The 24,905-nt window shown below is 37.0% G+C and carries 25 protein-coding genes and 1 tRNA gene; 11 read left to right on the forward strand and 15 right to left on the reverse strand.

The genetic code is table 11. From position 1 onward, the window contains the following. Window positions 1-22 precede the first annotated feature (22 nt). Entirely contained in the window at window positions 23-1,618 is a 1,596-nt protein-coding gene (locus ABJH90_RS00550) for a carboxypeptidase-like regulatory domain-containing protein (RefSeq protein ID WP_348139599.1), read from the forward strand. Between the two features lie 551 nt (window positions 1,619-2,169). Here the strand turns inward: ABJH90_RS00550 and ABJH90_RS00555 are convergent. Beyond that, a tRNA-Lys gene (locus ABJH90_RS00555) sits at window positions 2,170-2,242 on the reverse strand. 154 nt (window positions 2,243-2,396) lie between these two features. On the opposite strand from ABJH90_RS00555, the gene ABJH90_RS00560 reads away from it, so the two are divergent. Continuing rightward, window positions 2,397-2,912 (forward strand): shikimate kinase, encoded by a 516-nt coding sequence (locus ABJH90_RS00560; RefSeq protein ID WP_348139601.1) that lies wholly within the window; start codon window positions 2,397-2,399, stop codon window positions 2,910-2,912. On the opposite strand, the gene ABJH90_RS00565 is transcribed toward ABJH90_RS00560, so the two are convergent. From ABJH90_RS00565 to ABJH90_RS00575, 3 genes are read right to left on the reverse strand one after another with little or no spacing between them, the layout of a single operon-like run. Further along, on the reverse strand, window positions 2,901-3,401 hold the full coding sequence (locus ABJH90_RS00565; RefSeq protein WP_348139603.1) for a phosphoribosyltransferase family protein: 501 nt from the start codon (window positions 3,399-3,401) through the stop codon (window positions 2,901-2,903). The genes ABJH90_RS00560 and ABJH90_RS00565 overlap by 12 nt on opposite strands. A 12-nt stretch (window positions 3,402-3,413) precedes the next feature. Then, window positions 3,414-3,995, reverse strand: a complete 582-nt coding sequence (locus ABJH90_RS00570; RefSeq protein ID WP_348139606.1) for a methyltransferase domain-containing protein — start codon at window positions 3,993-3,995, stop codon at window positions 3,414-3,416. Beyond that, the gene (locus tag ABJH90_RS00575; RefSeq protein ID WP_348139608.1) at window positions 3,982-4,353 is read right to left on the reverse strand and encodes a S4 domain-containing protein; all 372 of its coding nucleotides are present in this window, start codon (window positions 4,351-4,353) and stop codon (window positions 3,982-3,984) included. Before ABJH90_RS00575 ends, ABJH90_RS00570 begins: the two co-directional genes overlap by 14 nt. Before the next feature lie 78 nt (window positions 4,354-4,431). Between ABJH90_RS00575 and ABJH90_RS00580 the strand changes: the two genes are divergently transcribed. Further along, window positions 4,432-5,382 carry a hypothetical protein gene (locus ABJH90_RS00580; protein ID WP_348139610.1) on the forward strand — a complete coding sequence of 317 codons (951 nt, stop codon included), beginning with the start codon at window positions 4,432-4,434 and terminating at the stop codon, window positions 5,380-5,382. Window positions 5,383-5,451: 69 nt separating this feature from the next. Here the strand turns inward: ABJH90_RS00580 and ABJH90_RS00585 are convergent, their stop codons facing one another. The 3 genes from ABJH90_RS00585 to ABJH90_RS00595 are packed head-to-tail and all read right to left on the reverse strand — an operon-like array spanning window position 5,452 to window position 7,917. Further along, on the reverse strand, window positions 5,452-6,039 hold the full coding sequence (locus ABJH90_RS00585; protein ID WP_348139613.1) for a porin family protein: 588 nt from the start codon (window positions 6,037-6,039) through the stop codon (window positions 5,452-5,454). 51 nt (window positions 6,040-6,090) lie between these two features. Continuing rightward, window positions 6,091-7,047, reverse strand: coding sequence for a transketolase C-terminal domain-containing protein (locus ABJH90_RS00590; protein WP_348139615.1), 957 nt, complete (start codon window positions 7,045-7,047; stop codon window positions 6,091-6,093). A 24-nt stretch (window positions 7,048-7,071) separates the two neighbouring features. Further along, the gene (locus ABJH90_RS00595; RefSeq protein ID WP_348139617.1) at window positions 7,072-7,917 is read right to left on the reverse strand and encodes a transketolase; all 846 of its coding nucleotides are present in this window, start codon (window positions 7,915-7,917) and stop codon (window positions 7,072-7,074) included. A gap of 160 nt (window positions 7,918-8,077) precedes the next feature. Between ABJH90_RS00595 and tgt the strand changes: the two genes are divergently transcribed. The 6 genes from tgt (at window position 8,078) to ABJH90_RS00625 (ending at window position 15,259) form a co-directional block, all read left to right on the forward strand. Beyond that, complete coding sequence (gene tgt, locus ABJH90_RS00600; RefSeq protein ID WP_348139619.1) at window positions 8,078-9,208, forward strand: tRNA guanosine(34) transglycosylase Tgt; 1,131 nt, start codon at window positions 8,078-8,080, stop codon at window positions 9,206-9,208. 2 nt (window positions 9,209-9,210) lie between these two features. Beyond that, window positions 9,211-10,290, forward strand: coding sequence for an LptF/LptG family permease (locus ABJH90_RS00605; RefSeq protein ID WP_348139621.1), 1,080 nt, complete (start codon window positions 9,211-9,213; stop codon window positions 10,288-10,290). Next, a complete protein-coding gene (locus ABJH90_RS00610) occupies window positions 10,277-11,188 on the forward strand; it encodes a DMT family transporter (protein ID WP_348139623.1) in 912 nt (303 codons plus the stop codon). Before ABJH90_RS00605 ends, ABJH90_RS00610 begins: the two co-directional genes overlap by 14 nt. A 98-nt stretch (window positions 11,189-11,286) precedes the next feature. Beyond that, window positions 11,287-12,240: an acetyl-CoA carboxylase carboxyltransferase subunit alpha gene (locus ABJH90_RS00615; protein ID WP_348139625.1), complete on the forward strand. Its 954-nt coding sequence runs from the start codon at window positions 11,287-11,289 to the stop codon at window positions 12,238-12,240. 168 nt (window positions 12,241-12,408) lie between these two features. Further along, window positions 12,409-13,962 (forward strand): replicative DNA helicase, encoded by a 1,554-nt coding sequence (gene dnaB / locus ABJH90_RS00620; protein WP_348139627.1) that lies wholly within the window; start codon window positions 12,409-12,411, stop codon window positions 13,960-13,962. Further along, window positions 13,949-15,259: an asparagine synthetase B gene (locus tag ABJH90_RS00625; RefSeq protein WP_348139715.1), complete on the forward strand. Its 1,311-nt coding sequence runs from the start codon at window positions 13,949-13,951 to the stop codon at window positions 15,257-15,259. The genes dnaB and ABJH90_RS00625 overlap by 14 nt, the downstream gene beginning before the upstream one ends. Here ABJH90_RS00625 and ABJH90_RS00630 read toward each other — a convergent pair. Further along, the gene (locus ABJH90_RS00630; protein WP_348139716.1) at window positions 15,256-16,059 is read right to left on the reverse strand and encodes an HAD family hydrolase; all 804 of its coding nucleotides are present in this window, start codon (window positions 16,057-16,059) and stop codon (window positions 15,256-15,258) included. The genes ABJH90_RS00625 and ABJH90_RS00630 overlap by 4 nt on opposite strands. A gap of 87 nt (window positions 16,060-16,146) precedes the next feature. On the opposite strand from ABJH90_RS00630, the gene ABJH90_RS00635 reads away from it, so the two are divergent. Then, entirely contained in the window at window positions 16,147-16,569 is a 423-nt protein-coding gene (locus tag ABJH90_RS00635; RefSeq protein WP_348139629.1) for a secondary thiamine-phosphate synthase enzyme YjbQ, read from the forward strand. 69 nt (window positions 16,570-16,638) lie between these two features. On the opposite strand, the gene rplT is transcribed toward ABJH90_RS00635, so the two are convergent. From rplT to ABJH90_RS00660, 5 genes are all read right to left on the reverse strand, one after another. Next, entirely contained in the window at window positions 16,639-16,983 is a 345-nt protein-coding gene (gene rplT, locus ABJH90_RS00640) for a 50S ribosomal protein L20 (protein WP_348139631.1), read from the reverse strand. 98 nt (window positions 16,984-17,081) lie between these two features. Then, the gene (gene rpmI / locus ABJH90_RS00645) at window positions 17,082-17,279 is read right to left on the reverse strand and encodes a 50S ribosomal protein L35 (protein WP_348139633.1); all 198 of its coding nucleotides are present in this window, start codon (window positions 17,277-17,279) and stop codon (window positions 17,082-17,084) included. Window positions 17,280-17,319: 40 nt separating this feature from the next. Further along, the gene (infC, locus tag ABJH90_RS00650; RefSeq protein WP_348139717.1) at window positions 17,320-17,868 is read right to left on the reverse strand and encodes a translation initiation factor IF-3; all 549 of its coding nucleotides are present in this window, start codon (window positions 17,866-17,868) and stop codon (window positions 17,320-17,322) included. 37 nt (window positions 17,869-17,905) lie between these two features. Then, the gene (gene thrS, locus ABJH90_RS00655; RefSeq protein ID WP_348139635.1) at window positions 17,906-19,846 is read right to left on the reverse strand and encodes a threonine--tRNA ligase; all 1,941 of its coding nucleotides are present in this window, start codon (window positions 19,844-19,846) and stop codon (window positions 17,906-17,908) included. A 111-nt stretch (window positions 19,847-19,957) separates the two neighbouring features. Continuing rightward, the gene (locus ABJH90_RS00660) at window positions 19,958-20,185 is read right to left on the reverse strand and encodes a DUF6095 family protein (RefSeq protein WP_348139637.1); all 228 of its coding nucleotides are present in this window, start codon (window positions 20,183-20,185) and stop codon (window positions 19,958-19,960) included. Window positions 20,186-20,343: 158 nt separating this feature from the next. Here ABJH90_RS00660 and ABJH90_RS00665 point away from each other — a divergent pair, with 158 nt between their 5' ends. Continuing rightward, window positions 20,344-21,480 carry a glycerate kinase gene (locus ABJH90_RS00665; RefSeq protein WP_348139639.1) on the forward strand — a complete coding sequence of 379 codons (1,137 nt, stop codon included), beginning with the start codon at window positions 20,344-20,346 and terminating at the stop codon, window positions 21,478-21,480. A gap of 55 nt (window positions 21,481-21,535) precedes the next feature. Here ABJH90_RS00665 and ABJH90_RS00670 read toward each other — a convergent pair whose 3' ends face one another. Together ABJH90_RS00670 and ABJH90_RS00675 are read right to left on the reverse strand one after the other, a co-directional pair. After that, complete coding sequence (locus ABJH90_RS00670) at window positions 21,536-22,426, reverse strand: DUF4249 family protein (protein ID WP_348139641.1); 891 nt, start codon at window positions 22,424-22,426, stop codon at window positions 21,536-21,538. Between the two features lie 8 nt (window positions 22,427-22,434). Next, complete coding sequence (locus tag ABJH90_RS00675; protein WP_348139643.1) at window positions 22,435-24,837, reverse strand: TonB-dependent receptor; 2,403 nt, start codon at window positions 24,835-24,837, stop codon at window positions 22,435-22,437. Window positions 24,838-24,905 lie beyond the last annotated feature (68 nt).

Below are 24,905 nucleotides of genomic sequence, written 5' to 3' on the forward strand. Positions count from 1 at the left end.
GAAAGAGCATTTCTATAATAGCATGAAAAATTATATATGTTTTATAGGACTTTATAGTATCTTCTTGTTATGGTCATGTCCCCTATGGTCCCAAAATGAGGATTTCATAGAAGGTAAGCTCCTCGATGCCCAGACTAATGAACCTGTTGTGTTTGCAAGTATTAGGATCAAAGGGAGAGCTTTAGGTGTTATTACCAATGCCGATGGAGGATTTAGAATTCCTCTAAGCTTAAAGCAGTATGGGGATATCATTGAAATATCATCTATGGGCTATCAGACCAAAGAAATTTCCATTACCGAGTTGGGAGAGGACCAACTCAATTTAATTCTGATATCTGCAGGGGCTATAGATTTGCAAGAAGCTACTGTTACGGGAAAATACAAAAGGCGAAGAAAACTGAATGCATCACGGATTGTTCAGAAAGCTATTGATGCAATTCCTAATAATTATCCTTCAACGCCCTTCTCAACGATAGGATATTATCGCGATTATCAATTTAAAGATCAAGAATATATCAACCTTAACGAGGCCATTCTGGAAGTATTTGATCAAGGTATTGACCAATTAGACGATTCTACCTCTGCAATCAGACTATTTAATTTCGATTTGAACAAAGATTTTGAAATAGATTCTATGGCCCGGAAAGCCTATGATTATAAATCTTATCGAAAAATTATAAATAAAGCCTTTTTGGATATTTCTGGAGGCAATGAATTTCGAATTTTACGAATCCACGATGCCATTAGGAATTACGATGTAGATTCCTATGATTTTATTGGTACGTTAAAGACTAATTTTATTGAAAATCATTTTTTCCAGAGAAGTAGTGACACTAGCAAGGATAATGAAGAACTCTATACCATAAAATTTACAAAATTGTACCCAAACTATAGAGCAAATGGCACCATTTATATATCAAAATGGGATTATTCTATTCATAAACTGGAGTACACCATGTACGACGAAAAATGGGATAAGAACCGCAAGAAAAACAAACAGGGGCAAGGACAGAAAGTAATTTTTGATATCACGACAGATTATCGGAGAATTAGTGATAAGATGTATTTAAACTATATTTCTTTTAATAATAGTTTTATACTGAACATTCCACCTGTTTTCACAACCGATTCTATTACAGTTGATCCAAAATGCATGTGCTTCGTGATAGAATATAATAATCTTCCAGAATCCCAGTCGGCCAGATACCTCCCCAATTATACAGTAAAATTCAAAAAACGGCTAGTGAAATTTAGAGATGCTGAAAAACTACGATCCAAAGTCTTTTTATATCCAAATATGGAGGAAGTAGATTTTACGAAGATGTTGGGTGAAATAATAGAAGCAGATAAAAATGGTCTGAACCTAAATACATTAGTAGACGTTAGAATTGAAAATGTTAGAGATACTGTGGGAAATTTAATTAATCAGTGGACGGAGGAAGAGTTTTTTCAATTTCGAGAGTTTTTTGTGCAACGAGTCAAGCCAAATTCAAGAGCTCCTATTGATAATCCTTTTATGGATAAAACCATACCCTTATTCGCAGATCAACCCATTATCAAACCAAAAGATTACGAAGAGTATTGGATGAATACCCCACTGCAAAATGTGAAAGAGTAAGAGCTGTTTCAGCGATACCAACTAAATCATGGGTTCATTTTTTGCTTCTTTTTCTCTTTTCTAGTCATGCTCTTAACCAAATACTGTGCGAAGGAATCAAGTGGATCTTTTATAGTGAGGAGCCACCTGGTGCGCTGGCCTTCACTCCGTCTGGGGTTGGCTCCCTTTGGTCGCCTGACCCAGCGATCCCAAGGTCAAAAAGCAAAAGTATTATAGCTTTGCCATTCTCAACTGAGACAACTGACTTCTAATTTTAGGCAGAGCTGGGGTTGACTCGTTACACTCGTCTGACCCAGCGATCCCAAGGTCAAAAAGCAAAACCACACAAGCTGACGCTTGCCGTTTTTTATTTCTTCCGAAATCTCAAGCAAGCTTGGATTTCCTCCAAAATAAAAAACCCACCTTATCGGTGGGTTTTACTTTCTCTGGTGACCTGGCTGGGGCTTACCGTAGTATGTCGCTTAAGCGCCAAATACGGCATAGACTTCTCGCCCCAGTTTATTTCATAAAAAAAATCCTGACGTTGTTGTCAGGATTTCCATATCACTTTGTGACCTGGCTGGGGCTCGAACCCAGGACCCTCTCCTTAAAAGGGAGATGCTCTACCAACTGAGCTACCAGGTCATTTTGTAATTATTCTTTGCAAACCGCTCTCAAAAACGGCATTAGCGGGTGCAAATATACTATCATTAATTAATTTTTCAAGTTCATTTAAAGATTAATTTAGGTTTTCTTTGAAATCCCTTATAATTAATACATTTTTACCAAAAGTTTGAAAATGAAGGTAGTCCTGATAGGGTATATGGGTAGTGGGAAAACCACTGTGGGGAAGCTACTTGCTCAGGAACTGGGTTTTGAGTTCATAGACCTGGATGATTATATTGAGACCAGTATAAATGAGAAGATAGCGCACATATTTAAGACTAAAGGAGAGCTGTACTTTAGGAAAAAAGAGAGTGAATTGCTGAATGAGATACTTGATGACAATCGAGATTTGGTAATAGCATTAGGAGGAGGAACACCTTGTTATGGTATCAATATGGATACAATTCTTCAAAAAACAAACATGGTTTTTTATCTTAAATTATCTATTGCTTCATTGATAGAAAGGCTTTATAAGGAGAAGGAGCACAGGCCCTTAATTTCTCACCTTAAAGACAAGGATTTACCTGAGTTTATAGGGAAACATCTTTTCGAGAGGGGCGTTTATTATTCACGTGCTAATTACACGGTCACTGCAGACCATAAGGATTCAGAATTGGTAAAAGAGGAAATAATAGCTCTACTCCCCTAAATAAATCGCGTCATTTTTTGCCTTGAATTCTACTTTGACATGTTCCTGCAAAGAGGTAGAAAGAGAAATCCCTTTAAAATCTGCTTTAACAGGATATTTTTTATGGTTTCTGTTTACCAGGACCGCAGTCTTTAATTGTTTTAACGGGGTTTTGAGAAAATGGTGTACCCCATAAATAAGGGTAGTTCCCGAATTTAAAACATCGTCAACAAGAACAACAGATTTATTTTTGTATTCACTTTCCGGAATAGACATTGTAACCCCGCTTTTTATGGGATCTTTTTTGTCCATCATCACCTTACACAATACAATTTCTGCTGTAGTTATGTCTTTCAGAACAGCTTGTAATTTTTTTGCAAAATTTAAGCCTCCGCCCACAATTCCTGCGATTATAATTTTTTTCTCAGATACATTGCTCTCATAGATTTGATAAGCAATCCTTCTGATCTTATGTTGAATCTGTACGTGGGAAAGTATTTTATTTTGCATAATGGTACCAAATTATTTTTCAAAGATAAAAAACAGTTCCTTATCTTTTCTTGGTGGTATAGAGTTGTTGGCCCGAGCCAGGACATTTATGGTAAAAGTAAGATGAAACAATTCTTGGTATTCTTTTAGACTACCGCCAAATGGAGGGCCGTTAAGGGTTAATGGAAAGTCAAATAAAAGTCCTGCCAGCCTACCCCCAGGTTTTAAAAGCTGAAACATTTTTTGCACATAGTTTTTCCGCAGTTCCGGATTTAAGGCACAAAAAAAAGTTTGTTCCAGGATCAAATCAAAATCCTGTATCTCCAGATTAAAAAAATCTCCATAAATTAATTGACTGTCCGGAAATTCCGGAATTTCTTCCTTTATTTTATCCAAAGGCTGCCTGGCAAGATCTATGACATGAACATTCTTAAAACCCGAATTGTAGAGATAAACTACTTCATAACCATAACCGGCTCCGGGAACTAATATTTTCAATTTTTTATTTTCAAGTTGATCGATATATTCTTTGAGAGGAGTGGACACAGAACCTATATCCCAACCCAAGTTATTACTGGCGTAGCGCTCTTCCCAATAGTCTTTATTCAGATTCATCCAGATAATCATCTATATCCCGCCTTTCTTTTTTGGTAGGTCGGCCTTCACCTTTTTGTCTGGTAAGTTTTTTATTTAATTGCATTAGCTCGTGGTTTTGAAATGCTTCTTTCGGAGTGGTATCCTTTCTATAAATATCCACCAGTTTAGCACTTACCCGGCTCGAGGGCACATCCAGGACACTAAGTTCATAATTAATTTGATTTTTACGTATAATAATTTCATCCAGCTTATAGACTTCTCTTGAAGGTTTAACCGTTTTGCCATTTATACGCACATGCCCTTTTTTACAAGCCTCAGTAGCCATATTACGGGTCTTATAATAGCGGGTACTCCATAAATACTTATCTATACGCATTTACAAATAAAAATCTTTGTTAAGGACTTCAACAAAAATAGTGGAAAATTGTATCTTGCGGGCTTCAAAAGAAGATCTATGAAAGAAAAAGGAGTTCTGCTCTTTATTGCTGTCTTGGCTATTTTATCCTCATGTAGTAGTGATGATAGTTCGGATGTACAGGTTGTACCTCCAAGGCCCCTAGCTGAGGTTGAAGCAGAGAATGACGCGGATATTATAGAATACTTAAAAACGCACTATTATAACTATGAAGAATTTGAGAACCCAGTTGCGGATTTCAATTACAAGATAGTTTTGGATACGATAACTAGTCTAACCGGAGATAAAATTCCTCTAATAGATCAGGTATCAACCATGACCATTCCTGTTTCGTCTGAAACTTTTAACCTGGATGAGGATGTAACTGTAGATCATACGCTATATTATCTTGCTGCACGCGAGGGAATAGGGGAAAGTCCTACTGTGGGAGATTCAACTTTTGTCGCTTACGAAGGCCAATTGCTTTCAGGCGATGTTTTTGACAGTAACATTACCTATACCTGGCAATACCTGCCCTTTTTTCTTCGGGGATATGCTGCGGGAGTTTCAAAATTTAATGTAGGGGGAGAAGTTACTTCTAATCTTGATGGCACTATAGATATTAATGGAAGTGGTATAGGATTAATGTTCCTTCCTTCCGGTTTGGCGTATTATAATAATCCGCCATTAGGTAGTGGTATCTTAAATTATGATATACTTGTTTTTCAGGTAAATACTGGTTTATTTATAGAATCTACGGATTACGATAATGATGGAATTCCTTCCATAATGGAAGATTTGAACAATAATGGAAATCTTTCTGATGATAACACAGATGAAAGTACGGAACTGACCTCTGGATTTGGGTTGTTTCCCAATCATTTGGATCGTGATGATGATCAGGATGGAACGCCTACCAGAGATGAAATTATTATTGACAATGAAGGAAATATTACATTTCCTGATTCTGACGGAGACGGAACTCCAGATTATATTGATGCGGATAGTTAATTGAAAAAATAATATCAAATAAAAAAGCCCGCTTTTTTGCGGGCTTTTTTATTTATGTTGATTAATGAGCTAGAATTTATAAGATAAGCCAAATATAACCTGTTGAGCCCTGGTGTCTACCCTGCTTTCAGGTAAAGAGGCAATGTTTGTGTTAACAAAAGTGGCTATATTTTCACCAAAACCCGTTTCATACCTTATCTCCAGACCAATTTTTCCCAGATTAACGCCTGCTCCCACATTCAATCCTACAGTAAAATCGTTTTCTATTTCTTCTATGGAGATATCACTGAACTTTGAGTTAAAAATGTATTGAAAAGAAGGTCCAATAAAGATATTTAAAGGTCCAATTATTCTCCAACCTCCCAAAACAGGAATATCCAATTTGTCTATTTTAAGGTCACCATCACTATAGCCGGAATTGGTATGGGTATAGACCACTTCTGGTCTCAGATAATATCTATCTCCTAACTTTCCAAACAATCCAATGTGATAACCGACATTTGCATCCGGATTTTGTATCGCTTCCCCAACAGCTTCAAGATAATCTCCGTTGGAACTATAGTTTAGTCCTGCTTTAATACCGAAACCTGATTTTTTTTGTGCAAATGTGGATAAACAGCCTAATAGCAAAAAGGCAATTAAGAATGATTTTTTCATTGTGTTCTTGTTTTAGTGGCTTATTTGAGACCTAAAACCTTGCCAACCGTTTTACGCCTTTCTTTTTAACACCCCTAAAACGGCCTTTTCTATTGCTTTATTATCTAAACCGTATTTTTCCATTAATTGATCTGGGGTGCCACTTTCACCAAAAGTATCCTGTGTGGCAATAAATTCCTGAGGTACAGGATAACTGCTGGTTAAAGTTCTGGCTACACTTTCTCCAAGTCCACCCAGATAATTATGCTCTTCTGCAGTTACTATGGCACCTGTTTTTTTTACAGATTTGATTAAAGCTTCCTCATCTAATGGCTTAATGGTATGTATATTAATTACCTCAGCAGAAATACCTTTACTTTCCAGGTTTTCAGCAGCAATTAATGATTGCCATACCAAATGTCCTGTGGCCACTATGGTAACATCTGTACCTTCATTTAAGAGAACAGCTTTTCCTATCTCAAAATTCTGATCTGCAGGAGTAAAATTAGCTACGGCAGGCCTTCCAAATCTCAAATATACCGGCCCTTCATGTTCTGCAATGGCAATTGTGGCAGCTTTAGTCTGATTGAAATCGCAGGGGTTAATAACCGTCATACCGGGTAACATTTTCATTAACCCAATATCTTCCAGAATCTGGTGTGTTGCTCCATCTTCGCCGAGGGTTATACCCGCATGAGAAGCACATATTTTTACATTCTTACCGGAGTAAGCTATTGACTGTCTTATCTGATCATAAACCCTACCTGTAGAAAAGTTCGCAAAAGTTCCGGTAAAAGGGATATATCCCCCAATAGTAAGTCCGGCTGCAATACCCATCATATTTGCCTCTGCGATTCCAACCTGAAAAAAACGTTCAGGATTTTCATTTATGAATTCCTGAATCTTAAGAGAACCTACCAAATCAGCACAAAGGGCTACTACTTTTGGATTTGTACGACCGAGCACCGTCATACCGGCTCCGTATCCACTTCTTGTGTCCTTCTTACCTTGATCTATATACTTTTTCATTAATTCGATTTTTCGTGTTGAGGATTAATAGTCCCCGAGTGTTTCCGGATTCTGACTTAAGGCAATTTCTAATTGTTCATCATTAGGTGCTTTACCATGCCATGCATGTGTATACATCATAAAATCTACTCCATGACCCATTACAGTATCCATGATTACACAAACAGGTTTACCTTTACCCGTTCTTTGCTTAGCTTCTTTAAGCCCCTGGATAATTTCATCCAGATTATTCCCATTTTTAATTTCCAGGGTATCCCATCCAAAAGCTTCAAACTTTTTCTTTAAGTCACCCATAGGTAATACATCAGAGGTGGCACCATCAATTTGTTGACCATTATGATCAATTGTGGCTATTAAGTTGTCAACTTTATTTCCAGCAGCATACATAATCGCCTCCCAGTTCTGGCCTTCTTGTAATTCACCGTCTCCATGCAGACTGTATACCAGGTGTTCATCCTTATTTAATTTTTTTGCCAATGCAGCACCTATAGCAACAGACATGCCCTGTCCTAAGGAGCCGGAAGCAATTCGCACCCCAGGTAGCCCTTCATGTGTTGCAGGATGACCTTGCAGGCGAGAATTCAATAATCTAAATGTTTGTAATTCTTCAATGGGGAAGTATCCACGCCTGGCCAGTACACTGTAATAAAGTGGAGAAATATGGCCGTTTGATAAAAAGAACATATCTTCATCACGTCCATTCATATCAAAACCTTCTTTTAAGTCCATAACATCATTATACAAGGCTACCACAAATTCAGTACATCCCAAAGAGCCTCCAGGGTGACCAGAATTTACTTTATGCACCATACGTACAATGTCTCTGCGAACTTGTGAAACGAGGTCTTGTAATTCCTTTAATTCTGACATTTTATCTCTGTTTTATCAGTGTCAAATGTAATTGCAAACTTTTGCCTGTACAAGAGGAGTTATAAGATTTTATTAACGTTACAACCATTAATGGAACTTTATTTTTTTGTTAAGTATTTTATGCTAGTCAGTTGAGTATATTTGCCATTGAAATCTTGCTTTGAAGTTTAAATTAGAACATACAGATTCTGGATCACAGGCTCGTGCCGGAGAAATAATAACCGACCACGGTGTAATTAAGACTCCAATATTTATGCCAGTGGGAACGGCCGGGACGGTAAAAGGTGTACATCAGAGAGAACTTCGAGATGAAATTGATCCCGATATTATTTTAGGTAATACCTATCATTTGTTCTTAAGGCCAAGAATTTCGATTTTGGAACAGGCAGGCGGGCTTCATAAGTTCATGGGTTGGGATAGAAATATTCTAACAGATAGTGGGGGTTACCAGGTATACTCGCTGTCTGCCAACAGGAAAATAAAGGAAGAAGGTGTAAAGTTCAAATCTCATATTGATGGCTCTTTACATATGTTTACTCCCGAAAATGTTATGGAAATTCAAAGGGCAATTGGCGCTGATATTATTATGGCCTTCGACGAGTGTACGCCATATCCATGCGAGTACAATTATGCTAAACAATCTATGAACATGACTCACAGATGGTTAGACCGATGCATAGAACATTTGGACAAGCTACCCTTTAAGTATGGTTTTTCTCAGTCTTTCTTTCCAATTGTACAAGGATCTACTTTTAAGGACCTGCGTATTCAGTCTGCAGAGTACATCGCAAATGCAGGGGCAGAGGGAAATGCCATAGGCGGACTTTCTGTAGGAGAACCGGCGGAGGAAATGTACGCTATGACCGAAGTAGTATGTAATATTTTACCTAAGGATAAACCGCGGTACCTTATGGGTGTGGGAACACCAATTAATATTTTAGAGAATATTGCGTTAGGAATAGATATGTTTGATTGTGTTATGCCTACCAGAAACGCAAGGAATGGCATGTTATTTACGGCACATGGGACTATTAATATCAAAAATAAAAAATGGGAGAATGATTTTTCCATGATTGATGAGGAGGGAACTACCTTTGTTGATAAAGAATATACTAAAGCATATTTGCGTCATTTATTTGCAGCGAATGAATATTTGGGAAAACAAATTGCTACTATTCACAACCTTGGTTTTTATATGCGATTAGTTAGGGAGGCCAGAAAGCATATTTTGGAAGGAACTTTTTCAAACTGGAAAGATCAGATGGTTCAGCAGATGGATAAGAGGTTATAAGTATGACAATTATAGATAAATACATACTAAAACGGTATCTGGCCACTTTTGGAACGATGTTGTTGTTGTTTGTGCCTATTGGCATCATGCTTAATCTGGCTGAACAGATAGGGAAGATGATCGACAATGAAGCTCCTCTAAATGAAATACTAATTTACTATCTCAACTTTACGATTTACATTGGTAGTTTGTTGTTTCCTATCTTTTTATTTTTGTCTATTATTTTCTTTACCTCCAAATTAGCCAACAATACGGAAATAGTAGCTATTCTGAGTTCCGGAGTTTCATATAGCCGCTTTTTGCGTCCCTACTGGATAGGAGCAAGTATAATTGCGGTAATGATGTTTTTTATGGGAATGTTCATTGTGCCTAATGCGAGCAAGAGGTACAATGAATTTAAGTTTGAATATTTAAAAAGAGGTAGAAAAGACCGGGTAACCAGTAATATTTTTAACCAACTGAATGAAAATGATTTTATATATGTCAGTAGTTTTGATCCTGCAAGAAGAATAGGTTACAATTTTACTTTTGAACACTTTAATGATCAAAATCAACTGGATTATAAGATATCTGCAAGTAATATTCGTTGGGTACCAAAAGACAGCTTATATAGATTAACCTCATACACTAAACGGAAGATAAGGGCAAATACTGAGATTATTGAGAAAAAAAGAAGACTGGATACTTTGTTTATATTTAATATTGAAGACTTAACCCCGGTTTCCTATGTAGCCGAGACCAAAAATTTATTTGAACTTAATGAATTTATCGAGGTTCAGAAGAATAAAGGAGCATCAAACATTAACACCTATATTTTAGTAAAATACAGAAGGTGGGCACTACCAATTACCGCATTTATTCTTACCGTTATTGGGGTGGCTGTTTCTTCGGTGAAACGCCGTGGTGGGATGGGTGTAAACCTTGCATTCGGAATTGGAGTAGCCTTTATTTATATATTTTTTGATAAAGTTTTTGGTACTCTGGCTGAGCAATCTGGCTTTTCTCCTTTACTGGCCGTAATAATACCTAATCTGGTATTTGGTATTTTAGGATTTTATTTGCTTAAAAATGCCAAACGATAAGTTCAAAAACTACCTGCACCTTCACCTGATTGTATTTATTTGGGGCTTTATAGGGGTACTAGGAAAACTAATTTCAATAGATGCCATACCTTTAGTTTGGTATCGAATGTTAATTGCCTCTTCTTTAATTGCGATTTTTATTTTATATAAACGATATTCCCTCAGGGTCACCAATAAAACTTTATTGGCAATGTTGACGGCCGGTGTTATAATAGCTTTGCACTGGGTCACTTTTTTTAAGGCCATTAAAGTGTCTAACGTATCTATTGCACTGGTAACTATGTCTACTGGCGCATTGTTTACTGCATTTCTCGAACCAATATATTATGGCAGGAAAATGCTTTTGTATGAAGTGGTATTTGGCTTGATGGTTGTTTTTGGTTTATACCTTATCTATAACGTAAACTCGTCTTATAGTCTGGGTATGGGCCTCGCTCTTATTTCTGCACTCCTGGGATCTATATATACCTTAATTAACGGACAGTTAATTAAAACAAATAAGCCGTCAACAATATCTTTTTACGAATTAATGAGTGGTACACTTTTTATCTCAATTTATCTGGCAATAAACGGATCCTTCAATAAAGCCTTTTTTACGCTTCAATTCAATGACTGGTTTTTCATTTTTATCCTGGCTTCTGTCTGCACGGCCTATGCTTTTATTGCCGCAATAAGAGTTATGAGATTTATCAGCCCATATACCGTTATGCTCACTACAAATTTGGAACCGGTTTATGGCATTTTTCTGGCGCTTTTAATCTTTGGGCAAAGCGAAAGAATGAGCCCGCTTTTTTATATTGGAGCTCTCATAATAGTTACCACTATAATCGCCAACGGGATCTTAAAGAACAGGAGAAAATCAAAGCATGAAAATGGAACAAGAGGTAAGCTTTTGTGATGTGTATATTAATTTAATGTATAAGACGACATAAAATTTTATATTTGTTCAGACAATCAAACTAATGCTATCTTTATTAATGGCAAAAACCTTTCATAATGGAATATTTGGAATTTGAACTACCTATTAAGGAATTGGTAGAGCAATTGGAGAAATGCCAGATTATTGGCGAGGAGAGTGAAGTTGATGTAACTGAAACTTGCCGGCAAATTGAAAAAAAATTAGACGAAACACGGAAAGATATTTATAAAAATCTTACCGCATGGCAAAGGGTACAACTTTCAAGACATCCGAACAGACCTTATACTTTGGATTATATTAAAGCCATTTGTGGGGATACTTTTTTGGAATTACATGGTGATCGGAATGTGAAAGATGACAAAGCAATGATAGGTGGTCTGGGTAAAATTGGGGATCAAAGTTATATGTTTATTGGCCAACAGAAGGGATATAATACAAAGACCAGGCAGTACAGGAATTTTGGGATGGCTAATCCTGAAGGATATAGGAAAGCACTCAGGCTCATGAGATCTGCTGAAAAATTTGGAATCCCTGTTGTTAGTTTAATAGACACGCCCGGTGCCTATCCGGGTATTGAAGCAGAACAGCGAGGACAAGGGGAAGCTATAGCCAGGAATATACTTGAAATGACCCGCCTTAAAGTGCCAATTATTGTAGTGATAATAGGAGAAGGTGCTTCCGGTGGTGCCCTGGGAATAGGAGTAGGTGACAAGGTATTGATGCTCGAAAATACATGGTACTCTGTAATATCACCGGAATCCTGTTCTTCAATTTTATGGAGAAGTTGGGAGTACAAGGAAATTGCGGCTGAGGCATTAAAACTTACCGCGACAGACATGAAAAAATTAAAAATAATTGATGAGATTGTTCGCGAGCCAGCTGGTGGTGCTCATAGTAATAGAGAAAAAACGTTTGAAATTATAAAAAATAAAATTTCTAAGAATTATGATGATCTCAAAAAGTTATCACCAAAAGAATTAGTTACTGCCCGAATGAATAAATACGCAAATATGGGTGTATTCAACGGCTAATCAGCGTTTTTATCAGGATAAGGAAAATTCGGGGAATTCATTCTTCGGATTTTTTTCGTTATCAACACAATTTCGTAACTTATCAACATACAAATTGTTAATTAACGGTTGATATCCGAAAAGCTTAATTTAAAGTTAACTTAAGGTTAATTGCATACTTTTACACCCATGGAAAAACCTAGTCCAATTATTGGTCATAAAATAGGCAAGCCGGCAATCATCAACCTTGAGAAGGGTAAAATACCTCCTCAAGCTGTTGATTTAGAGGAGGTTGTGCTTGGCGCAATGATGATTGATAAGAAAGGTGTGGATGAGGTTATTGATATTTTACATCCTGATGCATTTTATAAAGATGCACATCGCTATATATACGAATCTATCTTTAAATTGTTCGAAAGTTCAGAACCGGTGGATTTATTAACCGTTTCTAGCCAACTACGGAAGGATGAGCGACTTGAGGCCGTGGGGGGAGATTTTTATTTAATAAAATTGACTCAAAAAGTAGCTTCATCTGCACATATTGAGTTCCATGCAAGGATTATTCTTCAAAAATATATTCAGCGTAGCCTAATTAAGATTTCAAGTGAAATTATTGAGGACGCTTATACAGATTCTACCGATGTTTTTGACCTTTTAGACAACGCGGAAGCAAAATTATATGAAGTTACCCAGGGGAATTTAAAGCGCTCTGCTGAAACAGCTCAAAACCTGGTGATTCAGGCAAAAAAGAAAATTGAAGAAATATCAAATAAAGATGGTTTAAGCGGAACTCCTTCCGGTTTTGATAAGGTAGACAAACTTACCTCTGGATGGCAGCCAAGTGATTTGATAATTATAGCTGCTAGACCGGGTATGGGTAAAACTGCGCTCACTCTGTCAATGGCTAGAAATATGGCTGTCAACTCCAATATCCCTGTAGCCTTTTTCTCTTTGGAGATGTCTTCGGTTCAATTAATTACCAGGCTGATATCCTCAGAAACCGGTTTGCCATCCGATAAACTTAGAACGGGAAGACTGGAAAAACATGAATGGGAACAATTAAATGTAAAAGTAAAAGCACTTGAAAAAGCTCCCTTATTTATAGACGATACGCCCTCACTATCCATTTTTGATCTTAGGGCAAAAGCGAGAAGATTAGCATCACAACATAATATTAAACTAATAGTTCTTGATTATTTGCAACTAATGACAGCGGGTGGCAGCCAAAAAGGTGGAAATAGAGAACAGGAAATTTCGACTATTTCGAGAAATTTAAAGGCACTGGCAAAAGAATTAAATGTTCCGGTAATTGCCTTGTCTCAGCTGTCAAGGGCAGTGGAAACGCGTGGGGGTAGTAAAAGACCTATATTGTCGGATCTACGGGAATCTGGTGCTATTGAACAGGATGCGGATATCGTTTCTTTCATTTATCGCCCCGAATATTATAAAATTGATGAGTGGGATGATGAGGAACGAACACCTACTCAAGGACAGGCGGAGTTTATAGTAGCTAAACACAGGAATGGTGGTTTAGATAATATTAGGTTAAAGTTCATTGCACAACTGGGTAAATTTGATAACTTGGATGACTTTGATTCGCCATTTGAGTTTCAGTCAAAGATGAATATAGATGGGGATAATCCATTCATTACAAAAAACCTTCCCAACGCCGAAGAGGCTTTTGGAAGTACTATGAATGAGGATCCCGATTTAGACCCGGATGACAATGATGTACCTTTTTAAAACCTGCTTACCCCAATTTAGAAAGCCTGCCACTACTACCTTTCTGATTATAATTCTATTTCTTTTTTTGACTTCCTTTCAATCCAGCGCTTCTACAATTCTAATACCAATGGATGCGGAAAGTCAGGAAAACCATTTAAAGGCCTACGGTATTACTTACTGGGTATTAACCAAACAACAAAAAGTACAATGGTTACTCAACTACAGGGGAGGTTCATTTTTATTACCTGATGGCGAAAATATCAGGAAAGAGTGCCAGATTAGGGGTGTTACCTATGAAATCTTGTCGGACGGACAGACGCAATCAATTCTGGATGGGATAAGTAGTCCGTCTAAGAATCAGGAAGCGGTGATTCTCGAGAAAGCACCAAAAATAGCGGTCTATTCACCCAAGAATAATCAGCCGTGGGATGATGCAGTAACCATGGCATTGACTTATGCTGAAATTCCTTATATCACTATTTATGACGACGAAGTGCTTGATAATAAACTTGTTTTATATGATTGGCTTCATTTACATCATGAAGATTTTACAGGGCAATACGGCAAATTTTATGGGGCTTACAGAGCAGCTCCATGGTATATTGAAGGGAAACAAGAAGCTGAGGCCTTAGCGGCAAAACTTGGATTCAGTAAGGTTTCAGAAGAGAAAAGAGCGGTTGTACTTAAAATAAGAAATTATGTAATAGGGGGAGGATTTATGTTCGCGATGTGCTCTGCAACGGATAGTTTCGATATTGCTCTCGCTGCGGATGGAGTTGATATTTGCGAACCTATGTTTGATGGGGATCCATCAGATGCTGATTATCAAAGCAAGCTGGATTTAAAAAAGACCTTTGCCTTTACTAATTTTACATTAGAAAGAAACCCATTACGCTATGAATTTTCATCTATTGATATGACCAGTAAACGGAGCAATGTTGCAAAGGAAACTGATTATTTTAGCTTGATGGATTTTTCGGCAAAATGGGACCCTGTTCCAACTATGTTATGCCAGAATCATACCTCCTTAGTTAAAGGTTTTATGGGACAGACAACGGCATTTGCCAGAGATGAAGTTAAGGCAACTGTTCTCGTTTTAGGGGAAAATAAAATTAATGGAGAGGCACGTTATATTCATGGTATAAAGGGTAAAGGATTTTTCACTTTCTATGGAGGACATGATCCGGAAGATTACCAGCATAGGGTAGGGGATCCTAAAACTGAATTGGAACTTCATCCAAATTCCCCAGGCTACCGACTTATTTTAAACAATGTTCTGTTTCCGGCAGCACGCAAGAAGAAACAAAAGACCTAATTTTTATCCTTTATTAGTTTTTTCAGGATATGCTCTACCCCAAATTCATCATTGCTCAAGGTGATGTAATTTGCTGCTTTTAAAACATTTGGGTGCGAATTAGCCATAGCAAAACTGTATTTGGCCCGGGCAAGCATTTCCAGGTCGTTATTGTAGTCTCCAAATACCAGAGTTTCTTCAGGACCAATGCCGTGTTGCTCCTGTATCTTCTTTAATGCAAAACCTTTATGCGCATTTATATGAGATAAATCTACCCAGTTTTCTCCGGAGACTTTGACTTTAAGTTGCCCTTCCAGGTGTTTTACAAGCGGATATATATATTTTTCCGAGCCCCCATAGTGATATACAGCAATCTTCATTATTTCGTCATCAAACTTTTGCAAATCTTCTAAAATTGCATATTTGGTATAGTATTCTTTAAGAGTATCGATAAATTTTGGAGAGTCACCATGTATATATGCGTTATGTTTGGCACATAATACGGGGAACGCACCGTCAATCTGACCCAAAATCCCCAGAATTGTATTTTTTGAAATTGAATCCAAGGGAGTTGAAATCAGTTCCTGGTCATTGTGTATAGCCAATCCACCATTCTCCGCGATGATAATTATTTCACTTTGTATTTGACTTAGTTTTTCGGCAATACTGTTGTATTGACGGCCACTGGCTGCCACAAAAAGGATTTCCTTTTTTTTCAATTCCTCATATAATTCAAAAAAATGCTGACTCACTTCATGTCTGGAATTTAAAAGCGTTCCATCCATATCTGTAACTACCATTTTAATTGCCGATAAATTCATATCTCCGGTTATTGAGCGCAAAGGTATTTTTTATGTTTAAATTACTAGTAAATTTCATAAAGTTTTACACTAACATATTATATTGAGATGAATATTTATCAAAAAGAAATACGGTTAAAACCCTATAAGCGAGGATTTCATTTAATTACGGAGATTATTAAAGAAAGTTTTCCGGAATTACAAGGGATTAAGATAGGGATCCTGAATGTGTTCATAAAGCATACATCTGCAAGTTTAACTATTAATGAAAATGCTGACCCCACGGTGCGTTCAGATTTTGAAGCACATATGAATATCATGGTACCGGAAGATGCGCCATATTATGTGCATACCTATGAAGGTTCAGATGATATGCCTGCACATATAAAAGCTTCTCTAATGGGGTCATCAATTCAAATTCCGATTAGCAGAGGAAAGCTAAATCTTGGCATTTGGCAAGGGGTATATTTATGTGAACACAGAAATAACGCTTCGGGTCGTAGTTTGATCCTCAGCTGTTTTGGCAGTTAACTTTTTGTATATAGTATAAAAAAAGCCCTGACGGTTTTAGTCAGGGCTTTAAAGCGAGAATTCTTTTTACTATTTTACCTTATCTACAATGGCTTTAAAGGTATCTGGGTGGTTCATGGCCAAATCTGCCAGTACTTTTCTATTAAGTTCTATTTTATTGGCTTTTACTTTACCCATAAATTGTGAATAAGTCATTCCATGTAATCTTGCACCTGCATTTATACGCGTGATCCATAGTGCACGGAAATTCCTTTTCTTATTTCTTCGGTCTCTATAAGCGTATACCATTGCTTTTTCCACCGCATTTTTGGCTACTGTCCAGACGTTTTTACGTCTTCCAAAGTAGCCTTTGGCTTGCTTCATCACCTTTTTTCTTCTGGCTCTGGAAGCGACTGAATTTACTGATCTTGGCATTTTTTTACATTTTTTGTAGTAGGCGGTTCAAAGAATTATTCTAAAAACACTTTTATAAGCCCAACTCCACGGTTAATACTAATTACCTAAAGGACAATTTATTTTAAACCTAATTGTCCCTTTATATTCGCAACATCAGAGTCATGTACTAATGTCGCATGCGTTAGCTTTAGCTTGCGCTTTTTAGATTTCTTTGTCAAAATGTGACTCTTAAAAGCGTGCTTTCTTTTAATTTTACCAGACCCTGTAAGCTTAAACCGCTTTTTGGCACTGGATTTTGTTTTCATCTTAGGCATTTTCTTCCTATTTGTTTATTAATCTCGCTTCTTTTCTTTCTTATTTTTTTGTCTTAGGAGCTATGAACATTGTCATTCGCTTTCCTTCAAGTCTAGGCATCTGCTCCACCTTGCCATATTCTTCCAATTCCTGCGCTAGCCTCAACAAGAGTATTTCACCCTTGTCCTTATAAACTATAGATCTTCCTTTAAAAAAAACATAGGCCTTTAATTTAGCACCGTCCTTAAGAAACTTTTCGGCATGTTTCTTTTTAAATTCATAATCGTGATCATCCGTATTGGGGCCAAATCTAATTTCTTTCACGATTACTTTGGTGGCTTTCGCCTTCATTACCTTTTCTCGCTTTTTTTGCTCGTAAAGGAATTTCTTGTAATCTATTATCTTACATACCGGTGGATCCGCTTTAGGGGAAATTTCCACCAAATCCAGACCCTGTTCTTCAGACAGAGAAATTGCTTTAGCAATGGGATATACTCCCACTTCAACATTATCACCTACCAAGCGAACACTTGGTGATGAAATTTTTTCATTAATATTATGAGGATTCTTGTTTTCCCTCCTAGGTTGGGGCCTAAATCTTCTTCGTATTGCTATGGCTTATATATTTAATTAAACTTTATTATTCTTAAAACGACTTTAATGTACTACTTATTTCCTTTTCGACCAAGTTTGCAAATTCTTTTAGACTAAGCATACCCAAGTCTTCACCCCCGTGCTTACGGACCGAAATTGTATTTTGTTCCTCTTCATTTTCACCTACGATAAGCATAAATGGTATTTTATTCATTTCCGCCTCCCGTATTTTCTTCCCTACAGTCTCGTTCCTAACATCAACGAGCGCGCGAATTTCGTCATTTTCCAATGAATTTAAAACTTTTTCCGCATATTTTTCATGTTTCTCACTTACCGGCAGAATAATAGCCTGATCTGGTGTGAGCCATAATGGAAAATTTCCTCCGGTATGTTCGAGTAACAATGCTACAAATCGTTCCATGCTGCCAAAAGGAGCCCTGTGAATCATAACAGGTCTGTGTGCCTCATTGTCACTGCCTTTATAAGTAAGTTCAAAGCGCTCTGGAAGATTGTAATCCACTTGAATTGTGCCTAATTGCCAGTTTCTTCCAAGGGCATCTCTGACCATAAAATCTAATTTAGGACCGTAAAAAGCGGCTTCACCTTTTTCAATTACAAAATCCAAGTTTTTTTCTTCAGCGGCGTTAATGATCGCTTTTTCCGCTTTATCCCAGTTTTCTAGCGAACCAATATATTTTTCAGGCTTTTCCGGATCTCTTAGGGATACCTGAGCGGTAAAATTTTCTAAGCCTAATGAGCCTAAAACATAGAGTGAAAGGTCAATCACATTAATAAATTCCTGATGTAACTGATCTGGCGTGCAAAATATATGCGCATCATCCTGAGTGAAACCCCTTACCCGTGTAAGTCCGTGAAGTTCGCCACTTTGTTCGTAACGATAAACCGTGCCAAATTCAGCAAAACGTTTTGGGAGTTCCCTATAGCTCAACGGTTTAGAATTAAATATTTCGCAATGGTGGGGACAATTCATTGGTTTCAACAAAAATTCCTCATCTTCCTTAGGGGTATGAATTGGTTGAAAACTATCTTCTCCATATTTATCATAATGCCCGGAAGTAACATACAAGTCTTTTTGCCCAATATGTGGAGTAATTACCATTTCGTAACCAGCCTTTTTTTGAGCTTTCTTTAGGAAGTTTTCAAGACGTTCTCGCAAAGCAGCACCCTTTGGAAGCCAAAGAGGCAAACCTTGTCCTACTTTTTTAGAAAATGTAAATAATTCCAATTCTTTACCTAACTTCCTATGATCTCTTTTCTTGGCTTCTTCAAGTAATTCCAGATATTCTGTTAGTTCTTTTTGCTTAGGAAAAGAAATGCCGTAAACACGTGTGAGTTGCGTTTTATTCTCATCGCCCCGCCAATAGGCTCCTGCAACATTCATTATTTTAATCGCCTTAACGATGCCCGTATTTGGGATATGACCTCCCCTGCATAAATCGGTAAAAGTATCATGATCACAAAATGTAATGCTGCCATCCTCAAGATTTTCAATTAGCTCTACCTTGTATTCATTACTCTGGTCTTTATAAAATTGCAACGCATCCTTCTTGGAAACTGAACGCATTTTAAATTCGTGTTTTCCACGGGCAATTTCCAAAGCTTTTTGTTCAATAGCCGGAAAATCTTTTTCAGAAATTGATTGCTCTCCAAAATCGACATCGTAATAAAACCCATTTTCAATAGCAGGGCCAATAGTAAGTTTGATTCCCGGGTATAACTCCTCCAGGGCCTGGGCTATTATATGTGAGGAAGAGTGCCAAAATGCTTTTTTGCCTTCCGTATTGCTCCAGGTATAAAGGACAAGTTTACCATCCTCATTCAAAGATGAAACCATTTCCACCACTGTGTCATTGAATTTTGCGGAAATAACATTCCTGGCCAAACCTTCACTAATGCTTTTAGCAACATCTAAAGGAGTAGTGCCTTTTTCATACTCTTTAACTGACCCGTCTGGGAGTGTTATTTTAATCATATGCTGGTATGAGGATTTAAGTTTGCAAAGATAGCATCTTAGGAATATGAAGGCAAAATATCCTTAATTGATTTTCATTAGATTTAAAAATCCTAATATTTTGTTGATTGACTATTTATTACTGGTAAAAATACCTTCCATCAGTATTTTAATACTATAAAAACCCATAGCTATGGCGCCAATGGCCAGAATGAAACCAACGACGAGTACAGGAAGGTAAAATGAATGTTCGGTATTTTTGAATGCCTGATACAATACAATAGGTGCAGTAAACATAAGTACAAGTGTATAGGCAAGGTATTTTATTCCTTTAATAATTAATTCTTTGTTCGTTTTCATATTTGGCCTATACCAGATTGATCTGGTTAAAAATAAGAATATTGCGCTATATTTATACAAAAAGGGTTGAATAAACAGATATGTACATTTCAGGAATCAACCAAAATTAAGATTAGATTTTCCATTGGAATTATTTAAATCTTCATTAAATAAAACATATGAATTTTCTACTGGTCCCCGATAAATTTAAGGGATCTCTTAGCGCGAAACAGGTGATAGCCGCAATTGGGAGGGGAGTTTCTTCTATTTTCCCCAAAGCGGAGATGTACAAGGTTACAGCTTCCGATGGGGGAGATGGTTTTCTTGATTCAGTAAGACATTATATGCAATTAGAAACCATTAAAGTTAATACCTTAGACCCTTTAGGAAGAAAAATAAATACCGAATATTTATTAAACAAACAAACAGCAGAGGCATATATAGAACTTGCTAAAGCCTCCGGACTGGAATTATTGAGAAATGAGGAACGTGACCCTTTGCAAACCTCAACAATTGGTACAGGGATTCAAATTAAAGAAGCAGTTTTAAAAGGGGCAAAAAAAATATATATCGGTTTGGGAGGTAGTGCAACTAACGACGCAGGTCTAGGTATAGCAGCGGCGCTTGGATTTTCATTCCAGGATGAATTTGGAAATTTACTGAAACCGATAGGAGGAAATATATCTAAGATTAATACTATAAACCCTTCCGAATTCCTAAAAGATTATAAAAATTTGGAGATTTATGCTGTGAACGATGTAGACAATCCATTATTTGGGCCAACAGGGGCAGCTTACGTTTATTCGGCCCAAAAAGGTGCGAATAAAGAAGACATAGAATTGTTGGATAAAGGATTGAAACACTTGCATGCGACTGTCAAAAAGGAAATGGGAAAGGACTATGCTGATATACCCGGATCCGGAGCTGCCGGCGGTGCGGCTTATGGTTTAAAGACGTTTTTAAATGCAGATTTCATAAGTGGCACCAATTTTATATTCGAGCTAGCTGGAATTCATAAAATTTTAAAATCCACTACTATAGATTTTATTATTACGGGAGAAGGCAAAATTGACGAACAGACCTTAAGAGGGAAATTAATACATGGGGTTTGTCAATTGGGTAAAAGTTACAATATCCCGATCATTGTAATTTGTGGAGTATCAGAGGTAAATGCAAAACACTTAGAAGAAATGGGGTATGTTGAGGTCATAGAAATACGGGATACTTCTATGCCACTTTCCTATAGTATAGATAACGCGTCTGGATTAATTGAACTGGCCATAGCCAAGTTTCTTAAGAATCAAATTAAAAGATAAGGACTACTATTGGATATATAGCTAACTACCATGCTATGATTAAAAAATGATTACATTATTGGATAACCAGGGTATCCTTATATTCCTGAACTATGGCAAAATACCCTAATGGAAATACATTGGGCTGCTCAACATTATCAAATAAATCCATATTATCAATATCTGTTATATCAAATACATTCCCCCGAACGGTGGCTACCGGGGTGGAAAAAATACCGGCATCATTAGTGGTTTGCTCAATCAGGAGATCCATATAGTTAAAAAAAGTTTGATCTGCCCCCATTAGTCCGATCTCTATTTCCGTATTAGGTTCAAAAATTTGGTCATAGAAGTATGAAAAACTAAATTGCTGTCCTTTGTAAAACTCATCTTCTGTGACCAGAAATTCGCTAAAACTAAAATCGAAGAGATAAAAACTATCTCTGTCAGGATCATCGGTAAACGTTATTATTATTTCTGTTTCATCATCATTGAAAAGTGTTCCATCTCCTTGAATTAATGAATCTATTGGGACTGCTGGCACATATTCTGTAGTCGCAAGATATAGCCTGCCCTCATGCCTGATTAATAGGTTAAAAACTAAATTCCTATCTAAGATGCTGGTAGGTATTCTTTGATCCGAGGAGAAATTAGGATCAGGTGTGTAAATGCCCGATCCGGGCTCTAATTCCGCTAAATTCGAGAAAAATGAATTAATGATTGTTCCATCTTCATATTCATCATATTGGATCAATACACTTTCTGCCGAGGTTGGCGTATTATTATTAAAAAAATCACTGCTCAAAGATAATTTAACTTCCACAGGTATATAAGGTTCATCTATATCGACCCGTATCAGTCCATCCACTACCAGCCTTGGTTCCTCATTGGGAACTTCGACTTCTATAACCTCTTCACATGAAACGTTTAGTGCCAAAATCGCCAGGAGAAAGATATATTTTTTCATAGTACAGATTAAAATTTAAAATTATAGGTTACTGATGGTACAATTCCAAAAATAGAAGTACGTACAGCCTCATTGACGCCGGTATCCTGATTTTCCCTGAAATTAATGGACGCCGCGTTCATCCGATTATATACATTGTAAATACTGAACACCCATTCGGACTTCCATTTTCTCCCTTCATTTTTCTTTGGAGTCAGCGTAGCAGATATATCCAGTCTGTGGTAGTCTGGCAAACGTTCCTGGTTGCGTAATCCATAATAGGGCACAACAATTCCCTGAAACTCAAACTGCCCTATAGGATAATTAGTAGGCTGTCCGGTTTGATAAATAAAATTGCTATTGAAAGTCCATTTCTTATTGAGTGTGTAACTTCCGTACACCGAAATATCATGTGTTTTATCATATGGAGTACTATACCACTGTCCCAGATTAATGCCTGTTTCCCTATTAGATCTGCCATTGTCTTCAACAGGAGGTCTTCCCGGAGTCCTTTGTTCTGACCGTGATAATGTATATGCAAGCCAACCCTGAAACTTCCCCAGGTTTTTTCTAAACAACAATTCAAGGCCATATGCCCGGGCTGTACCATTTAAAATTACCTGTTCAATAGCATTATTGGCAATTAAATTCGCCCCGTCTATATAATCTATTCTATTCTGTATGTCTTTATAGAAGACTTCTGTCTCAAATGAATAATCACCGTTTTTTATGTTTCTGAAATATCCAAGTGCATATTGATCCAGCAGCTGGGGTTTAATAAAAGGACCACTAGGTGTCCATACATCCAAAGGTGTAGGTGAACTGGTATTAGATAATAAGTGAAGGTATTGTGCTAATCTTGTATAGCTGGCTTTAAACGAATTATCAGAGTTCAGAGTATATGCCAATGAAATCCGCGGTTCTAAATTTGCAAACGAGGCCAGAGTTTCCCCTCTGTCTGGATTTATGGTTCCAATTGGTTCTGCTTCCCGATAGATAAGTAGAAATGGGTCAAAAATTACAGGATTATTATTTTCATAAACGTTTAATTCTTCTTGCCCCAGTCTCATAAAATAACTAAACCTTAAACCATATTCCAAACTTAAGTCCTCGGTCACACTATGTTCTACATCTATATATGCAGCAAATTCATTGGCATATTTTTCAATTAGTTGTTCTTCAACAATTCCAGATTCGGGGCTGTTTGGAACTATTTTTCCCGGATTGAATTTATAGTAGATATTATTTATTCCGTAATTGAGTCGTAGTTTTTCGCTCAGATAGTGTTTAAGGTCATACTTGACATTAAAATTCTGAATACCGGAATTCCATTTAAATCCAACAAAATCAAGTTCCAAACCGTAATAATAATCTGAGTAAATCAGAGAGAGGTTGGAAAATAATTTATTGGAGAAAAGGTGATTCCAGCGAAAGTTAACTACGCCATTACCATATGTGTTTATAAAACTATCTGAAACGCTAAAAACATCTCGCCCAAAATAACCAGAAAGATAGATGTTATTCCTTTCATTTATTTTATAATTAAGTTTAGCATTAAGATCATAGAAATATGCTTTATTCGCAACATCGAAAATGGGAAGAAACAGATGCGCGTAAGAGGCTCTGCCACCAATTAAAAAGGCGGCCTTGTCTTTTACAATTGGTCCTTCTGCCAGTAATCTGCTGGCTACCGCGCCGATACCTCCGGTCATATGAAACTTATTACTATTTCCCTCTTTTTGAAATATTTCAAGGACAGAAGAAACACGGCCACCATATCTGGACGGAATACCACCTTTAAATAATTTTACATCTTTTATAGCATCAGGATTAAAGACAGAGAAAAAACCAAACAAATGGGAGGAGTTAAAAATAGTAGCTTCGTCCAGTAGTATTAAATTCTGATCGGCTGCGCCGCCCCGTACGTTAAATCCTGAAGAAGCCTCACCCGCGCTGGTAACCCCTGGCAAAAGAAGCAGAGATTTTATTACATCTGCCTCACCCAAAATCACCGGAATTTTCTTTATAGTTTGCACAGAAAGCGTATTCACACTCATTTGAGGCTTGCGAATATTAATTTTTTCTACATCTTCAGTTACCACAACTTCATCTAATTGTTCAACCTCTTCAAACATTCCAAAATTTAATCTGAGATCCTGGGTTAGCGATATGGTTTGTACGATGTCCTGATATCCTAAATAACTCAGTCTAATTTGATAATCCCCTTCTGGAAGGGTTAATGAGTAAAAACCATAATCATTTGTAGTAACACCGGTATTTATTTCAGGGACCAGTAAAGTTACCCCAATTAAAGTTTCATTGCTCGAGGCTTCTGTGATTGTCCCACTTATGGTAAACTTTTGTTGTGAAAAGAGACAAATTGAGGAAAGAAAAAAGATGGTTATTACGAACAGTCGTAAGTGTTGGTACATTAAAGCAATTTTCCGCTAAAATATGCATTAAGATTAAAATCAAAACATTGTTAACAGTATTTTAAATC

It is taken from the genome of Eudoraea sp., from assembly GCF_039969275.1.
Taxonomy (GTDB): domain Bacteria; phylum Bacteroidota; class Bacteroidia; order Flavobacteriales; family Flavobacteriaceae; genus Eudoraea.

Coding starts and splice junctions, on each gene's coding strand:
- ABJH90_RS00550 (WP_348139599.1), top strand. CDS start 23: ATGAAAAATTATATATGTTTTATAGGACTTTATAGTATCTTCTTGTTA.
- ABJH90_RS00560 (WP_348139601.1), top strand. CDS start 2,397: ATGAAGGTAGTCCTGATAGGGTATATGGGTAGTGGGAAAACCACTGTG.
- ABJH90_RS00565 (WP_348139603.1), bottom strand. CDS start 3,401: ATGCAAAATAAAATACTTTCCCACGTACAGATTCAACATAAGATCAGA.
- ABJH90_RS00570 (WP_348139606.1), bottom strand. CDS start 3,995: ATGAATCTGAATAAAGACTATTGGGAAGAGCGCTACGCCAGTAATAAC.
- ABJH90_RS00575 (WP_348139608.1), bottom strand. CDS start 4,353: ATGCGTATAGATAAGTATTTATGGAGTACCCGCTATTATAAGACCCGT.
- ABJH90_RS00580 (WP_348139610.1), top strand. CDS start 4,432: ATGAAAGAAAAAGGAGTTCTGCTCTTTATTGCTGTCTTGGCTATTTTA.
- ABJH90_RS00585 (WP_348139613.1), bottom strand. CDS start 6,039: ATGAAAAAATCATTCTTAATTGCCTTTTTGCTATTAGGCTGTTTATCC.
- ABJH90_RS00590 (WP_348139615.1), bottom strand. CDS start 7,047: ATGAAAAAGTATATAGATCAAGGTAAGAAGGACACAAGAAGTGGATAC.
- ABJH90_RS00595 (WP_348139617.1), bottom strand. CDS start 7,917: ATGTCAGAATTAAAGGAATTACAAGACCTCGTTTCACAAGTTCGCAGA.
- ABJH90_RS00605 (WP_348139621.1), top strand. CDS start 9,211: ATGACAATTATAGATAAATACATACTAAAACGGTATCTGGCCACTTTT.
- ABJH90_RS00610 (WP_348139623.1), top strand. CDS start 10,277: ATGCCAAACGATAAGTTCAAAAACTACCTGCACCTTCACCTGATTGTA.
- ABJH90_RS00615 (WP_348139625.1), top strand. CDS start 11,287: ATGGAATATTTGGAATTTGAACTACCTATTAAGGAATTGGTAGAGCAA.
- dnaB (WP_348139627.1), top strand. CDS start 12,409: ATGGAAAAACCTAGTCCAATTATTGGTCATAAAATAGGCAAGCCGGCA.
- ABJH90_RS00625 (WP_348139715.1), top strand. CDS start 13,949: ATGTACCTTTTTAAAACCTGCTTACCCCAATTTAGAAAGCCTGCCACT.
- ABJH90_RS00630 (WP_348139716.1), bottom strand. CDS start 16,059: ATGAATTTATCGGCAATTAAAATGGTAGTTACAGATATGGATGGAACG.
- ABJH90_RS00635 (WP_348139629.1), top strand. CDS start 16,147: ATGAATATTTATCAAAAAGAAATACGGTTAAAACCCTATAAGCGAGGA.
- rplT (WP_348139631.1), bottom strand. CDS start 16,983: ATGCCAAGATCAGTAAATTCAGTCGCTTCCAGAGCCAGAAGAAAAAAG.
- rpmI (WP_348139633.1), bottom strand. CDS start 17,279: ATGCCTAAGATGAAAACAAAATCCAGTGCCAAAAAGCGGTTTAAGCTT.
- thrS (WP_348139635.1), bottom strand. CDS start 19,846: ATGATTAAAATAACACTCCCAGACGGGTCAGTTAAAGAGTATGAAAAA.
- ABJH90_RS00660 (WP_348139637.1), bottom strand. CDS start 20,185: ATGAAAACGAACAAAGAATTAATTATTAAAGGAATAAAATACCTTGCC.
- ABJH90_RS00665 (WP_348139639.1), top strand. CDS start 20,344: ATGAATTTTCTACTGGTCCCCGATAAATTTAAGGGATCTCTTAGCGCG.
- ABJH90_RS00670 (WP_348139641.1), bottom strand. CDS start 22,426: ATGAAAAAATATATCTTTCTCCTGGCGATTTTGGCACTAAACGTTTCA.
- ABJH90_RS00675 (WP_348139643.1), bottom strand. CDS start 24,837: ATGTACCAACACTTACGACTGTTCGTAATAACCATCTTTTTTCTTTCC.